Origin of the sequence: Streptomyces sp. Ag109_G2-15 (assembly GCF_900215565.1) — a bacterium.
GTDB lineage: Bacteria > Actinomycetota > Actinomycetes > Streptomycetales > Streptomycetaceae > Streptomyces > Streptomyces diastatochromogenes.
Genome location: NZ_OCNI01000002.1, coordinates 91,490 through 105,036, shown reverse-complemented (window position 1 = coordinate 105,036; position 13,547 = coordinate 91,490). Strand labels below are relative to the sequence as shown.

16 protein-coding genes and 2 pseudogenes are annotated in these 13,547 nt (G+C 69.1%); 11 read left to right on the top strand and 7 right to left on the bottom strand.

Going from position 1 to position 13,547, the window contains the following annotated elements:
- Positions 1 to 283 precede the first annotated feature (283 nt).
- Entirely contained in the window at positions 284 to 454 is a 171-nt protein-coding gene (locus tag CRP49_RS49380) for a hypothetical protein (protein ID WP_179851956.1), read from the bottom strand.
- Between the two features lie 183 nt (positions 455 to 637).
- Here CRP49_RS49380 and CRP49_RS48480 point away from each other — a divergent pair, with 183 nt between their 5' ends.
- The 7 genes and pseudogenes from CRP49_RS48480 to CRP49_RS36865 all read left to right on the top strand — a co-directional run bounded on the left by CRP49_RS48480 (position 638) and on the right by CRP49_RS36865 (position 5,482).
- Entirely contained in the window at positions 638 to 1,516 is an 879-nt protein-coding gene (locus CRP49_RS48480) for an RICIN domain-containing protein (RefSeq protein ID WP_257033743.1), read from the top strand.
- A 17-nt stretch (positions 1,517 to 1,533) separates the two neighbouring features.
- Positions 1,534 to 1,776: pseudogene (locus CRP49_RS36890) on the top strand (transposase); the annotation flags it as partial.
- Between the two features lie 458 nt (positions 1,777 to 2,234).
- Complete coding sequence (locus CRP49_RS36885) at positions 2,235 to 2,423, top strand: hypothetical protein (protein WP_097257803.1); 189 nt, start codon at positions 2,235 to 2,237, stop codon at positions 2,421 to 2,423.
- A 137-nt stretch (positions 2,424 to 2,560) separates the two neighbouring features.
- A complete protein-coding gene (locus CRP49_RS36880) occupies positions 2,561 to 3,082 on the top strand; it encodes a recombinase family protein (RefSeq protein WP_257033742.1) in 522 nt (173 codons plus the stop codon).
- Positions 3,083 to 3,211: 129 nt separating this feature from the next.
- Positions 3,212 to 4,420 (top strand): Ig-like domain-containing protein, encoded by a 1,209-nt coding sequence (locus CRP49_RS36875; protein WP_179851955.1) that lies wholly within the window; start codon positions 3,212 to 3,214, stop codon positions 4,418 to 4,420.
- Positions 4,421 to 4,674: 254 nt separating this feature from the next.
- Positions 4,675 to 4,950, top strand: a complete 276-nt coding sequence (locus CRP49_RS36870; protein WP_143670082.1) for a hypothetical protein — start codon at positions 4,675 to 4,677, stop codon at positions 4,948 to 4,950.
- Positions 4,951 to 5,236: 286 nt separating this feature from the next.
- Entirely contained in the window at positions 5,237 to 5,482 is a 246-nt protein-coding gene (locus tag CRP49_RS36865) for a hypothetical protein (RefSeq protein ID WP_097257800.1), read from the top strand.
- A gap of 10 nt (positions 5,483 to 5,492) precedes the next feature.
- On the opposite strand, the gene CRP49_RS36860 is transcribed toward CRP49_RS36865, so the two are convergent.
- The 3 genes from CRP49_RS36860 to merB form a co-directional block, all read right to left on the bottom strand.
- Positions 5,493 to 6,215 (bottom strand): dienelactone hydrolase family protein, encoded by a 723-nt coding sequence (locus CRP49_RS36860; RefSeq protein ID WP_097257799.1) that lies wholly within the window; start codon positions 6,213 to 6,215, stop codon positions 5,493 to 5,495.
- 349 nt (positions 6,216 to 6,564) lie between these two features.
- Positions 6,565 to 7,074: a DUF5990 family protein gene (locus tag CRP49_RS36855; RefSeq protein ID WP_257033741.1), complete on the bottom strand. Its 510-nt coding sequence runs from the start codon at positions 7,072 to 7,074 to the stop codon at positions 6,565 to 6,567.
- A gap of 8 nt (positions 7,075 to 7,082) precedes the next feature.
- Positions 7,083 to 7,427 (bottom strand): organomercurial lyase, encoded by a 345-nt coding sequence (merB, locus tag CRP49_RS49375; RefSeq protein ID WP_179851954.1) that lies wholly within the window; start codon positions 7,425 to 7,427, stop codon positions 7,083 to 7,085.
- A gap of 501 nt (positions 7,428 to 7,928) precedes the next feature.
- On the opposite strand from merB, the gene CRP49_RS36845 reads away from it, so the two are divergent.
- The 3 genes from CRP49_RS36845 (at position 7,929) to CRP49_RS48475 (ending at position 9,865) form a co-directional block, all read left to right on the top strand.
- Positions 7,929 to 8,414 carry a DUF2975 domain-containing protein gene (locus CRP49_RS36845; RefSeq protein WP_097257796.1) on the top strand — a complete coding sequence of 162 codons (486 nt, stop codon included), beginning with the start codon at positions 7,929 to 7,931 and terminating at the stop codon, positions 8,412 to 8,414.
- Complete coding sequence (locus CRP49_RS36840; protein ID WP_030724363.1) at positions 8,414 to 8,635, top strand: helix-turn-helix transcriptional regulator; 222 nt, start codon at positions 8,414 to 8,416, stop codon at positions 8,633 to 8,635. Before CRP49_RS36845 ends, CRP49_RS36840 begins: the two co-directional genes overlap by 1 nt.
- A gap of 309 nt (positions 8,636 to 8,944) precedes the next feature.
- Complete coding sequence (locus CRP49_RS48475) at positions 8,945 to 9,865, top strand: transposase family protein (protein ID WP_306459791.1); 921 nt, start codon at positions 8,945 to 8,947, stop codon at positions 9,863 to 9,865.
- A 20-nt stretch (positions 9,866 to 9,885) separates the two neighbouring features.
- Here CRP49_RS48475 and CRP49_RS36830 read toward each other — a convergent pair whose 3' ends face one another.
- From CRP49_RS36830 to CRP49_RS36820, 3 genes and pseudogenes are all read right to left on the bottom strand, one after another.
- Positions 9,886 to 10,092: a hypothetical protein gene (locus tag CRP49_RS36830; RefSeq protein WP_097257795.1), complete on the bottom strand. Its 207-nt coding sequence runs from the start codon at positions 10,090 to 10,092 to the stop codon at positions 9,886 to 9,888.
- 160 nt (positions 10,093 to 10,252) lie between these two features.
- A pseudogene (locus CRP49_RS36825) lies at positions 10,253 to 10,588 on the bottom strand (WhiB family transcriptional regulator); the annotation flags it as partial.
- Positions 10,589 to 10,764: 176 nt separating this feature from the next.
- Positions 10,765 to 11,415, bottom strand: a complete 651-nt coding sequence (locus CRP49_RS36820; RefSeq protein ID WP_097257794.1) for an RNA polymerase sigma factor — start codon at positions 11,413 to 11,415, stop codon at positions 10,765 to 10,767.
- A gap of 947 nt (positions 11,416 to 12,362) precedes the next feature.
- Here CRP49_RS36820 and CRP49_RS36810 point away from each other — a divergent pair.
- Positions 12,363 to 12,785, top strand: a complete 423-nt coding sequence (locus CRP49_RS36810; RefSeq protein WP_220378255.1) for a trypco2 family protein — start codon at positions 12,363 to 12,365, stop codon at positions 12,783 to 12,785.
- Positions 12,786 to 13,547: the final 762 nt, after the last annotated feature.

The window sequence follows — 13,547 nt, the reverse complement described above, 5'->3', positions numbered from 1 at the left end:
GACGGTCGTAGCCGATCCCCGAGACTGTCGAGCCACCAGCTGATGTCTGACATCAACGGCTGGCACCAACAGCGACGAACCGGGCCGGACGAGGGCGGCCGGCAGCGGTCGTCACAGCCACGCGGAGCCAGGGTCCCTCCGACCTTCCCGGGGTCCGTGATCGACCTGGCAAGGACGGGGCCAGAGATTAAAGCCCGCATCCGGCACGGGCACCGTCCTCGGTATTGGAGGGCGCATCGTCGGTTTGAGTCCGCGACGTAGCAGCTGGCATCGGCCCATGACGTCACATCAGGTGGATGCCGCGTAGGTCCCCGTGCGAGGCCCGCTGGCCAACACCGCCTTCACCGACGACGAGCACCTCGAACGCACCCTCCGCCGGAGCCTGCGTCACCTTCAGCTCCGCCCCGACCTGATCGACGGCTGCCTTGCCGGCACCGGACTCGCCCTCACCCACCAACCGACAACAATCCGAAGAACTCAGTAACGGTCCGAGTGCGGGGCACGGCCCCCGGGTGCACGATGAAGACAGGGGGCTGGGGGGCTTCAAGATGCCACACCCCACTCAGCGCAGGGGGCATCCCCGATGTCCGAAACATCCGAAAGAAGTCGAACGTTCAAAGGCCCGCGTCCAGCCGCCGTGTGCGCCCTCCTGCTGGCCGGGCTCCTGGCGGGCACCGGGCCGGGCGCCTTCCCGGCGAACGCGGCCCCGGCTCCAGCCTCGGCGACGAAGGCGGGCCCGTACGGCCCGGACACCTGCAAGCAGGGCTACGTCTGGCGGGAGTCGCACCCTGAGGACCACGTCTGCGTGACCCCCCAGGTCCGCGACCAGACCTGGGCCCAGAACAGGGCGAACAACTCGAACACCGACGACAACGGCCGGTGCCGGGACGGGCTCGTGGCGCGGAAGGCCGTGCCGGGTGACGAGATCTGCGTGACCGAGTCCGAGCACGACGCCGCCCGCAAGGCCAACGAGCAGGCCGCGATGCACTGGGAGGCCACCTGGGACCGGGTGTACCCGGACGGCTACGTCCCCTTCCCGTTCACGGACGCCGGCCACGAGTACAAGATCCGGAGCTCGTACACGTCGAAGCGCGACGGCAAGCAAGTGCTGTACGTGGACGTGTGGCAGGGCAGCACCCAGGACGGCACCGGCACGGTGGTCTGGGACTACTGGGGCGGTGCCAACCAGCGCTTCACCTTCCGCCGGGCCGGCAACGACCTCGCCTACCAGAACGTCTTCGAGATCGTGGCCGCGCACAGCGGCAAGTGCCTGGACGTCGCAGGGTGGAGCAAGGACAACGGCGCCAAGATCATCCAGTGGCCCTGCCATGGCGGCACGAACCAGAAGTGGTACCTGGAACGGCGCCCTGACAACCGCTGGCAGATCCGCTCCCTGTACAGCGACAAGTGCCTCGACGCCGCGCAACCGACCCTGAAGGCGCCGGATCACGGGGCGATCGTCCAACAGTGGGACTGCGTCGGCGGCCAGAACCAGGCCTGGGGCGTCATCAACTGACCCGCGAGGGTTGCGACGTGGCGGTCGGGCGGGGTACGTGGAGTCGGATTGTTCCGGACGGGCTGTGGGAGATCGCGAAGCCGTTGATTCCTCCGTCCAGGGTGCGGCTGCAGGACGGCGGGACCCAGGACACGCCTGATGAGGCGCTGTTCGCGGTCATCGTCTACGTCCTGGTGAGGGGGTGCGCCTGGCAGGCCCTGCCGCCCTGTCTCGGAATCTCGAAGTCGACCGCCCACCGCCGGTTCCTGATCTGGTCCAGAGTCCGCGGTGGCGCGATCACCGTGACGAGCACCAGGACGACCTGACGCTCTGCCAGTGGAATGACGGCACTCCGCAGCCCCCGGCCTGGTGGTTGCCGGGCCAGCCGCTGCCTGGGCGCGAGCCGGCCAGGGCCTGACTCAGCCCGGCCGCACGGCCGCTCGGTGGCGGTGGCGCTGGTACGAGGCACGCCCGGCCGGGGGAGCGCTGGGGTTGCAGCGCCGTGTGCCCGAGTCACAACTGCTCGCGGGTTGGGTCTGCTCGGCACCATGGCGCGTAGGAGAACGATCGACACACCCCGTCTCCGGACCCGACTCGCAGCCGCGCTGGCCGCCTGCGCCCTGCCCGTGGCTGCCCTGGCCTGGGCCTCACCGCCCACGCCGTTGATACGCCGTGCACCGTCAACGCCCAGCCAGGCGTCACCGGAACCCCTGGCGACGACGTCGTCGTCTGCGACGGCGTGGTCGACTTCACCGTCGAGGGTCAGGGCGGCAACGACACGATCACCGTCAGCGGTTCCGTCGTCGCGAACGGCCGCGTGTTCGGCGGTGCCGGCGACGACACGATCACGGGGCCCGACGGCGACCTCGTGACCGTCGGCGGCCACACGGCGACCGTGGACGGCGGCAACGGCACCGTGAACAGCTGACCGGGCGGGCGCGCAGTCGCCGCCACCAACGACACCGAGCCGAACGGGTGACGGGGTCGAGCCCCTCAGGGTTTCAAGATCAACCCGTTGTCCCTTTGAGACGTATCCGGGTCACATCCCTGGCGGTGGTGCCCGCCGTGGTGGTGCGATTCGCGGTCGAGCGGGTCGGTGTGGATGAGGCGGAGTGGGCCGCGCACGGCGGGCAGAAACTCGACCGCCAGGTCGACGCCCTCGCCACGGCCGGGTGTCGGTGGATCTTCGCCGACAAGAAGTCAGGCAAGGACGACCTCCGCCCCGAGCTCACGGCGTGCCATGCCTTCCTGCAGCCCGGCGACACCCTGGCGGTCCCTGCACTCGACCGTTACGCCCGCTCACTCAAGGACCTGGTGAACATGGTCGGCGAGCCGAGGCGCCGCGAGATCGGCTTCTGCTCGCTGCATGAGCGCCTGGACACCACCACACCCGGCGGCCGACTCGTCTTCCACGTCTTTCGCCGCGCTTGCCGAGTTCATCCGCGAGCTGATCGTCTCCGGTACCCGCGAGGGCCTGGACCCTGCACCGATCGGCGAGAGCAGATCGGCTACGCGCCATCCGGCCGTCGAGCAGAGCCTCGGCGACGCTCACGCTGCGCGTGGAATTCGCCACAATTTACCCCTTAAGGACGATGAGTGCGTAAAGGTGGTTCTTTGCAGCCGGTTGCCTTCCTTCGGTAACCAGCTCCAGGGATTCAATGACCAGTGGCATGGGAGAAGCGTTTGATTGCGGTACGTAAGCGACACACCGGACTGATGGCTACGGCCGGCATACTCGGCGGCGTAATCGCACTCACGGCCCTCGGCGGTACCAGCAACGCTGCCACCAGCGGCAACGGCACCGGGGATCAGCCGAAATCGCAGGCGCAGGGAGATCAGGCGGGCGCCCAGGACGCTTCCGACGCCCAAATAAAGATCACGCCGGGGCAAGGTGCCTACAGCGTCGGGATCAACGACCCCGTTAAGGTCACCGTCAGTGACGGCAAGCTCACCAAGGTGACCATGACCGCTGTCGCGACCGGTGCCGAGATTCCGGGCACCCTGTCCCCGGACGGCACGTCCTGGAAGGCGACCGGTCGGCTGGAGCGCGCCACCAAGTATCAGGTCGCCGCAGAGGCCGAGGACGTCAAGGGCCGCTCGGTCACCGGGAACGCCACGATCACCACGGTCTCCCCGGCCAACGACTTCATCGGGCACCTCTCTCCCGAGGACGGCTCGACCGTCGGCGTGGGCATGCCGGTGACGTTCAACTTCGACAAGGCGATCAGCGACAAGGCCGGCGTGGAGTCGGAGATCCAGGTCAGCTCCAGCAGCGGCCAGCGGGTCGTCGGTCACTGGTTCAACGACCACCGCCTGGACTTCCGCCCCGAGAACTACTGGAAGCCCGGCTCCACCGTCACCGTCACGCTCGACCGCCTCGGCATCCAGAAGACGGTCACGTTCAAGATCGGCCGGAGCCAGATCAGCACCGTCGACGCAAAGACGAAGCAGATGACCGTCGTACGGGACGGAAAGACGATCAAGACCATCCCGATCTCGTCAGGCAGCCCCGAGCACCCGACGTACAACGGTCAGATGGTGATCTCCGAGAAGTTCAGCCAGATCCATATGAACGGTGCGAGCGTCGGCCTCACGGAGAAGGACGGCAAGCCCTCGTACGACATCAAGGCCGTACCGCACGCCATGCGCCTGACCGACTCGGGCACGTTCATCCACGGCAACTACTGGGGTGCCGACTCGGTCTTCGGCAAGGTCAACACCAGCCACGGCTGCGTGGGCCTGAAGGACGTCAGGGGCGGCGGCGACGGCAGGCAGACCGCGGCGTGGTTCTTCGACCACTCGATGATCGGTGACGTCGTGATCGTCAAGAACTCCGCGGACAAGACGATGCTGGCCCCGGGCAACGGCCTCAGCGACTGGAACATGCCGTGGAGCGAGTGGGTCTCGGGCAGCGCGACCAGCTGACGCCACACCACTCCACGCATACGAACCTGAATCCCTTCCGCCAGGCGGCGGCCGACATCATGTCGGCCGCCGCCTGCGGCGTCAGAGCGCTCGAACAACGCTCGCCCCGGGGAGCCCGACACCAACAAGAAAGAGCCCCTGTACGAGGCCCTGGGCATCACGATCGTCTACGACACCGCAACAAGGACCGCGACCGTAAGGTCGAGGCCCTCGCTTCCGTGTCGCCACGGTGAGTCGGTGGAACAGGGGTGGGGATGGACGACGAGCTGATGCAGGATTTCGATCAGGAGCCTGCCAGGCGGGAACCGGCTGTCGGCGACGCCCACCGGGCCGGCGCGCTGCGCGGCCACTTGCGGGACAAAGACCTCGAGGGCCTGCGCACTGGCTACGACCCCTTCGGCCGCCTGGTCCTGCGCAACCCCACCACTGGCACCGTGGCCGTCGAGCGTCCCCGCGCGCTGCCCGCCAACCCCGGCCGTGGGGAACTGAGCCCTCAGATAGCCCTGCGTAGTAGTCACTACGGCCTGTGACCAGCGTTCGGTGTGGAATTTGGCGTGGTGCTCCATGTTGCGCTTGGTTCGCAGACGGCCGGCAGACGACGGGGCCGGACGGATCGTGATGGGGTGTGGTCGGCCGACAGCGTGCTCGCTCATTGACAGCGCCGACCATCGACCTGCCGAGGTGTTCCGTAAGGGGATCTCTCAACGGAACACCGGCCGACGGGAACGGAGCCTCAGGCCAGGGTCTTCCGTATAGGTGCTCCGCGAACCGTCCCGGTGAGGGGGGCTATACGGACCAACCCCGGCCCGGGCACTGGTGGTCGAGTCGTTCGCCTGCCCGGCGATCCGCAAGGTACGGGCCGAGTGCCTCACGGCGTGGGCCCAGCTGATGGAGGCGCTGGTGGCCGAGCGCCGCCCCGACCGGCCGGTACCGCTGATGGCCGGTACCGCCGCGATCGGGGCGGTTATGCATCTGCCGGCCACCGCCATCGAGGAGGGCCGGGGCCTGTCCACGATGAGCGGCATCCTGGTCGACACCGCCTACCGTCTGCTGCCGGCCTGACGGCCCGGCCTCACTTCAGGTGCCGGGCGAAGAACCGGTTCCCGTCGTCCACCTCGAACCACGGGGTGCCGACGTGCCCGCCCATATTGGCGTGCAGCGTCTTCTCCTTGGTGCCGAAGGCTTCGAACAGGTCCAGGGCCCGCTGCCGGGGGTTCCCTTCGTCGTCCCACTGCAGCAGGAGCAGCAGCGGAATGGTGACCTGCCGGGCCTCCTCGCGCTGGGCGCGGGGCACGTAACCCCCGGCGAAGAAGCCGGCGGCCGCGATGCGCGGTTCGGCCACCGCCAGCCGAATGCCGACGGCGGTCCACCCCGAGTACCCGACCGGGCCGCCGATCTCGGGCAGCGCAAGGAGGGCGTCCAGGGTGGTCTGCCATTCCGGGACCGCCTTTTCGACCAGCGGGCCGATGAAGGACTCGAAGATCTCGTCGACCGGCTCGCCGGCCTGCATCGCCCGGCGGAGGTCGGCGCGGGCCTGCTCGTCGGCGGCGGAACGGGGCCGGTCACCGCACCCGGGGGCGTCGATGGTGGCCACCGCGTAGCCGTACGCCGCGGAATGCCGGGCCCGGGCCACCAGCCGGGCGTCCCCCTTGGGCAGGCCGTTGTTGTGGGCCATCAGGATCAGCGGGGCCGATGCGGCGGATTCAGGCGTCCACAGGGTGCCGGGGATCTCACCGAGGGTGAATTCGCGTTCGAGGACGCCGTCGTCGAGGCGCTGCTCGGAAGTGAATCGCATGGTCGTGCCTTTCGGGAGTGCTCTTGAACGGCGCTCCCGGACGACCTATCGCCCGACCGTGACCCCGGAGGGGAGCACCCATGTCGATACTGCGTTCACGGGTACCACCTCCTCGTTCTCTCGCACGGCCTCCGGGAAAGTAGCAGTGGTCGCCGTGGTCCGCCAACGGGTTTTTGCGGAGGCTCCGTGGCCGGACGCCACGGAGCCACTCGCCTAAAGGCAGGCTTTAGGCCCGGGCCCGCTGCGAAGGCGGTCACGCTCAGCCAGCGAGATCCAACGGATTCACAGCCGCTCGCTTGACAAGTGCAGAGAACAAGCTCAGTTCAACACGCTGAACTTGACAGAGAAGTCATCGGAGGTGCCCTGCCGAAGGGTGTCCGTGCGCTGCGTCGGCGGGGCCGGCGCTCCAGGTGATGCGGGGTGGCACGACCCGCGCGCACAGGGGCATGCCGCGCGCGTCGGCCAGGCCGAGCCGGCCGACCAACAGGCCGGTGCGTGCGGCTGCGGCGAGCACCTCGTCGGGTACGGCGTCGAGCATGAGCTTGGCTCGGCGGAACATCGTGAAGCCGCCAGAGTCGTCGACAGTGCCCCACGACAGGTAGATGAACCGGCCGCCCGGACGGCCCTGTACATAAGGACCTTTCACGTCCGTGCCGTTCGACGAGGCGGCCGTGGTGCACTCCAGGGTCCAGGTCACGGAGGCGGAGTCGCCGGGCTGTGGGTCGAGGAGTTCGGCTGGCTGGTCGCGGCGTTGGACGGCGACGTGGATATTGCGGTGCGCCGGGGCGTCGTCACCGGTGAGTGCCTCTGGTGGGCAGGTGAGGCCGGGCAGGTTGACGGCGTCGATGAGGATACGCATGCCGGCCATCATCCGTGCTCTCGTTCCTGTCGGTGTGTTTCCGTCTTCACTGCAGAGTCTCCTGATGCTTGGGGCGGCTCAAGAAACGCCCCGAAGACGGATCGTCCCAGGGCTTCGGCTCGGGCCTGGTCTACAGCCTTTCCGGTGTGGGCAGAGTGTTGTTCGGCCCAACTCCGGGCTGTGCGAGGGCTGGTAAAGAAATTGAGGGCATCGCAGGCGGTGTCAGCGGCGGGGCCGGTGCAGGATCGTTGGCCGATGTAGACCACAGGGGTGGACGGCCGCCAGGTCATGTGTCCGCTGGTGGAGGTGACGGTAATGGTGGACGGGTTCCGACGGGCTGCCGCAGCGACCACGTGACATCAATTCTCAGCGACATTGATCATGAAAATACGCCCCCAGTGAGCCTTTTCAGCGATGCCGCCCCTGGGTGAGGACTGCTGCGGCGATTGTCACTCTACGTAGTTTGCTCCGCAGGTCCGCTGGGTGCTTATAGGCGCCTGACCCGCCGTTTCACGGCCGCGATCAGCGGGCAAGCACCTGATCGGTGCCTGGATGCGGTCGACACCTTGAACTGCAGCCCCGGCCGTTGTTCCCGCCTTGCTCGCCAGGTGAACCCGCAACGTGATCCACCGCCGATGCCATCCCTCGGACAGCGTCAGCCGGCCCCGTACTGCTTTGTCATCCGCGTACGCCACGAACGGCGTGTCCAGTCCGCACGAGTCGGACCGAACCGCCCCCGTCGCCGAAGAACCCTTGCATCCACAGGAGCAGCACCGTGTAGGCGCCATCCCGGCCCTTGCTTCACCTATCGAGATTCGATAGATTCCCATCGCAACTCGATGGAAGGATGGGTCATGGGAAAGCTGACAGTGCGTGCGCTGCGTGCCGTGCTCGTGGTGGTGCTCGCCGGCACCGTGTTCCTGCAGGCATTGATGGTGTGGGCATTGGCAACCGACCCGGAGGACGGGTCGCTCCCGCTGACCCCGCTGCGCGTGATCACGATCCTGGGCATGATCTCGGTCCAGGTCGCCCTGGTCTGCGTATGGCGACTGGTGACGATGGTGCGACGCGGAACCGTGTTCTCCCACGCCGCCTTCCGGTACGTGGACGGCGTGATCGGCGCGATTGTGGCGGCTGCCCTCATGTGGTTCGCGGTCACGGTCCTCAATGCGCCGGGCCAGCGGGACGACCCGGGCGTCACCGTCATCATGGGCGGGATTGGCGTGGCCATCTTGGGGGTCGCGCTCATCGTGCTCGTGCTGCGGATGCTGCTCGCCCAGGCCGTCAAACGCGACGTCGAAGCAGCACAGATGCAGGCCGAGTTGGACGAGGTGATCTGATGCCGATCGCCGTCGACATCGACGTGATGCTGGCCAGGCGGAAGATGTCCGTGGGCGAGCTCGCGGACCGCGTAGGGATCACGCCCGCCAACCTGGCAGTACTCAAGAACGGCCGCGCCAAGGCGGTGCGCTTCGCGACGCTCGCCGCGCTCTGCGAGGTGCTCGAGTGCCAGCCGGGCGACTTGCTGCGCTGGGAGGCCGAGGACGCCGCTGGCGGATGACGCGCCCCAGGGAGGGCGTGAAAACGCCCGGCACCACCGTCCCGTGACACGGCACGTGGACCGCATGGACGTGGGTCGCCGATCACTCGCAGCACCGTCCCGCCCCCGTTGGGTAGATCCAGGTTGACCTGCACCGCACCGTCCTGGTCGATGATCGCGACCTGCGAACGTGACCTCCCTACCGCGAACCCCCGTACTTCCAGCACGGAAGGGCGGGGGTTCGTTGTTCGGCGGGCAGCCAGGGTTTTCGCTGCAGTCGCTTGACGCCCGATCCGTGACGAACTGTCAGGTGGACGGGGGTCTCGGAACGTGACAGGCACAGGCTTCCAAGGTCATGGAGTTCTCGACGCCCGTGATCCAAGTGGAAGACCGTGCCTACCGACGCATCATCGTCGATCCCGCCCTGCCTTTGGCCAACTCCGCGAGCATCCCGGGGCCGTGCCCGAGGAGATTCCGGGCCTGCTGCAGCGACTGGCCGAGGTGGCCGACCCTCGCGATCCGCGCGGCGTACGGCACACTCTGGTCGTCGTGCTCGCGCTTCCCGCGTGCGCGATTCTGGCCGGAGCGACCTCCCTGCCGGCGGTGGGCGAGTGGATCACCGACGCCCCGCCGTCCGTCCTGGAGCGCCTGGGCGTACGGCCCGATCCGCTGTCCCCGAAGCGGTGCCTGCCGGCCGAGGCGACGGTGCGGCGGCTGCTGGGCCGCATTCGACGGCGGCGCGTTGTTCCGGGCGGTGGGCCGCTGTCTGGCCATAGGGGCGTGATGTCTGTTTGCTGGTCCGCGGGTGTTCCAGTACGACTCCGATCGGCGTTCGCACACACCTCCGCGCTCCCGTCCGCTGCTACCAGCACGTTCCCCGCCGGGCCCCGACGGCCCCGGCCCACCGGCGTTCCAGCCTGCCTTGCCCGCAGCCCGCCCGACGGTGGCGCCGCAAGGCTACGCGCACCGGCGGGGACGCCGCTCCGCGCCGCCTCCCACCGGCCCGCGCCAACCGGCTCCCGCGTACGGGTGTGTCTGATCACCCCGCAGCTCCCCAGACCCGCACACCTCCGCTCGTGCCGGGGCCAACGGCCCCAGGCCGGCGCCCGATCCACGAGGGTCCCGAAGGGACCGGCCCGCACCCCGCACGCGGCCCCCCGACAGGGGGCACGCCCCACCGTCGGCCAACGGTCGGCCCCGCCTCCGGCGGGTGCTGCTCCAGGCACGCAACTCGGCTTCCCGGCTTGGTGATGGGGTCGCCGCAGTGGGGTCTATTCGATGATCCGGTCGAAGAACAGGACGGCTGCGGCCATCGCCGCCGCGCCGGCGGTGACGGCCACCGGCCACGGGTTCGTGGCCAGGATGGTCAGGCAGCCCGCACCGATGCCGACCAGGGCGCCCAGCAGGAAGATCATCGCGGACCGCTGGTTGAGCAACGGCCTGTTCCCGTCGCTGTGCTGGGGGTTCTCGCCGGCCATCTCGGTCTCCTTACGAGGGAATCGATGTCGTACGGCAAAGGGCGGCCGGACATGCCGGGCAACCCCCGTGGCGGAGGGGCGGACGCGGCGTGCGGCGGAGCGGCCCGCCGCGAGCTGGACGAGCGGGGCTGCCGTGGGCGCAGGGTGTTGGGGCCGTCGGCTATACGGCCTGTTCGAGGATCGTGGTCAGGTCGTCGTCATCGAGTGGGACGATCCCGGCGCCGCGCTCGTACTCCCTGCGGGCGGTCTCCAGCAGCTTGCGCCAGGACTTCACGGACGGGCGGCGGCGCAGCAGGCTCCGGCGCTCACGCTCGGTCATGCCTCCCCAGACGCCGAACTCGACCCGGTTGTCCAGGGCGTCGGCAAGGCATTCGGTGCGCACCGGGCATCCCGTGCACACGGCCTTGGCCCGGTTCTGCGCGGCGCCCTGCACGAACATCTCGTCCGGATCGGAGGTGCGGCATGCCGCCTGAGCACTCCATTCCGTGACCCAGCCGGATCCGGAGGAGACCTTGTCCGGGGCGGGCGAGGCATCAACGGTAGGGGGCGAGGCGGGGGTGACCGCTTCGCTGATGATGTCGTCCTCCAGCCGGGTGCGGCCGGGGGCGGGGTCGTAGCCGGCGTACTCCTCGTCCAGGGCAGCGCGTGCTGCCTGTGCCAGCTCGTCGATGTTCATGCGTGCTGCTCCTTTCCGGGGCCGGGCCGGGACGGTCGGTAGTTCTCCAGGTGCTCTGCCAGTCGCCGGCGTCCGGCGGACAGGTGCGAGGCCACTGTTGAGCGGGTGATGCCCAGGTAGTCGCCGATCTCGGGGGTGGGAAGGTCCAGGAAGAGGCGCATCCGCAGGCAGTCGGCCTGCTGGGGCGGCAGTAGCTCGAGGGCCTTCTCCACGTCCAGGCGGCAGATCAGTTCGCTGATGCCGCCGTCGGTGGCCCGCCGGTCGCCGGCGGCGGCCAGGGGCAGGGTCCGGGGCCTGCGGTCCGCTGCCCGGAAATGGTCTGCAAGCACGTCCCTCAGGACCTTGAAGCCGAACGCCGGCCGGTTGTCCGCCGACAGGAACGACTCTCCGGCCCCGTAGAGCAGCAGGAACGTCTGGCTCACCACGTCTTCGGCCTCGTCGCGGGGTATGCCGCGGGTGCGCGCGTACTTCAGGAACACCACCCGGTGAAGGTCGTGGAAGTCGGCCAGCACCTGGGGAACGATGCGCGTCTCGCTGCCGGGCTGCAGCGCGGACGCCACCGCCCACGGGCAGGTGCGGCAGTCCGGCGCGGCATCCGTACGACGGCAGATCGTCTGGGTGCAGACAGGATCGGAGGTGATCGTCATCCCGTGGCCCACCTCCCGTTCCCCGCCCCTGCCCGTTGACCCCGCATCGTCCCTCCCGAGGTTCCCGCGTCGCTGTTACAGCGCCGTACACAATGGATGCCGTCAGGCGGCGGCGAAACGTCCAGCTGCTCTGCAAGATTTTTTCCGCACCCGTTCATCCTTGTCCTGGAAGGCCCCGCGCCGGCCAGCCTCGGTGCCGATTGCTGCTGCTCGTAGGCCGGGTGGGTAGGGCGGATCCGCGATATCGGCGCGGGGGCGGTGGCCGGGGGGTCTCCGGTGCTGCGGTGAGCGACGAGGTTGTGGCGCCGGCCGGCGGGAGCGTGCTGCCCTGAGCCGACGAGATCCTCGCCGACGCCCTGGCGGCTCAGGGCGAGGCGGGCGAACGGGCGTTGGGGCTGCTGCGTGACGCCCACCGGGTGCTCGAAGGCAGCGGGTTCGTACGGCCGGCGGAGGTCGCCGCGGCGTGTGTGCGGTCCGCGGCGGACGCGCTGCTGAGCCTGCCCGGTGCCCCGGTCACGGTGGGGCTGCAGGCTGCGGCGGAAGGCCTGCTGGCCGCGGTGGACGCCGTCCCGCCCCCGGCCGCCCTGGTCGCGGGCGCGCCTTCGTCAGGGTCGGGGAGGTCGCTGGCGGTTATTGGGGCTGCCAGGTGCCACATGGCGGTGATCGGAACGGCGCCGGGCTCCGTGGCGGGACCAGCACCGTCAGGAGCGGGGTCGCGGTCGTCAATGGTGGCGGCTTGTGCCGCGCAGGTGTTGCTCGGCCAAGGCTGCCGATGACCTGCCTGCACTGCCGTTGGAGACTCGATCTGGCCAGATAGGGCAACGTGAAAACCGGCCGTCGCCCCTTCCCGGAGGAGCGGTGTGGGCGAAGGGCTACAGGACATGGGGCACTTGGGACAAACTGGAGTGAGGGCGCCCATGGCTGGGCGTCTGAACAGGGGTGACGACGTGGGGATTCCGCTGGCCGAGGCGTTGGCCGAGTTGCGGCGAGAGCTGTACGCGGCGCAAGCCGAAGGCTCCCAAGAGCAGTTTCGGTTCGAGGTGGAACAAGCCGAGTTGTCGCTGGAGGTGGAGTTCCGGCGCGAGGGCAACGGCGGAGTGAAGGTGGAAGTGGGCGCGTTGGGAACCACCGCCGGTATGGAAGCCGGCGGTGGGCTGGGCAGTACGCGTCGGCAGGTTCTGACACTGACGCTCCAGGTCCGCGATGAGGCGCTGGGCGGGGAGCGGGCCAGGATCCGCCGTGGTTCCGGAGGCTTGCACACCGATGATGACTCGTCGGGATCCAATCCTGGCACCGGCGCATCGGACGCCGAGGGCGACGCAACCGGCGCCGACGGGGGCGGAACCTCGGCGCGGCCGTGGGATTCCTGAGGTGGATCCGCAGCGGCTGGCACTAGTGCGGACCGGAGGGCCCGGGGGCTTGGGATCCGGATATCTGCTGGGGCCACAACTGGTGTTGACGGCGTTGCATGTGGTGCTGCACAAGGGCCGGTGGGCTCAGCAGGTGGTAGCGCGGGTGGGTCACCCCCGCTACGGAGCCAGCCCTGTGGAGAGGGCCGCGCAGGTGTGCTGGCCAGATCCCCGGCACGGCATTCCGCCTCGTGACGCCTTGGACGTGGCGCTGCTGTGGCTCGACGCGCCAGTGCATGTCGACGGCAAGCCGGTGCGGTGGGGCCGACCGAGCGGGGTGGCCCCTCTCGCCTTTGAAGGGGCGGGATTTCCGGCCTTCGCCGCAGAGGAGAACGGGGCGCAGGCTCAGTTCGAGTACTTGCGGGGCGAGCTGCCAGTGGTCTCCACTGCGTCTTCCAGCTGGGTGCTGGACTGCCCGGTGTGGCCTGCGCACAGGGCCGACGGACAGCGGCCGTGGAGGGGTGCATCCGGCTCTGCGGTGTTCTGCCACGGACGGCTGGTCGGTGTGGCGGTCGAGGACGACCGGGGCATGGACTGGCGGCGCCTGCACGCCGTCCCCATCCACGAGGCACTGCGCTCGTCCGGCTTCGCCGACCTGGTACGCCGACACGGCCACCCAGGCACTCCCACTACAGTGGAAGAAGTGACCGCCGAAGCTGGGGCAGCGAGTTGGCCACGGCAGGTAGGAGTCGTCCCGCGCCTCGCACGCGCCTTTCAGCTCCG

Bases quoted from the DNA above. Each gene is read 5' to 3' on its own strand.
- CRP49_RS36870 (WP_143670082.1), top strand. From the start codon at position 4,675: ATGGACGACGAGCTGATGCAGGATTTCGATCAGGAGCCTGCCAGGCGG.
- CRP49_RS36840 (WP_030724363.1), top strand. From the start codon at position 8,414: ATGCCGATCGCCGTCGACATCGACGTGATGCTGGCCAGGCGGAAGATG.
- CRP49_RS36830 (WP_097257795.1), bottom strand. From the start codon at position 10,092: ATGGCCGGCGAGAACCCCCAGCACAGCGACGGGAACAGGCCGTTGCTC.
- CRP49_RS36875 (WP_179851955.1), top strand. From the start codon at position 3,212: ATGGCTACGGCCGGCATACTCGGCGGCGTAATCGCACTCACGGCCCTC.
- CRP49_RS36855 (WP_257033741.1), bottom strand. From the start codon at position 7,074: ATGCGTATCCTCATCGACGCCGTCAACCTGCCCGGCCTCACCTGCCCA.
- CRP49_RS36845 (WP_097257796.1), top strand. From the start codon at position 7,929: ATGGGAAAGCTGACAGTGCGTGCGCTGCGTGCCGTGCTCGTGGTGGTG.
- CRP49_RS36860 (WP_097257799.1), bottom strand. From the start codon at position 6,215: ATGCGATTCACTTCCGAGCAGCGCCTCGACGACGGCGTCCTCGAACGC.
- CRP49_RS36820 (WP_097257794.1), bottom strand. From the start codon at position 11,415: ATGACGATCACCTCCGATCCTGTCTGCACCCAGACGATCTGCCGTCGT.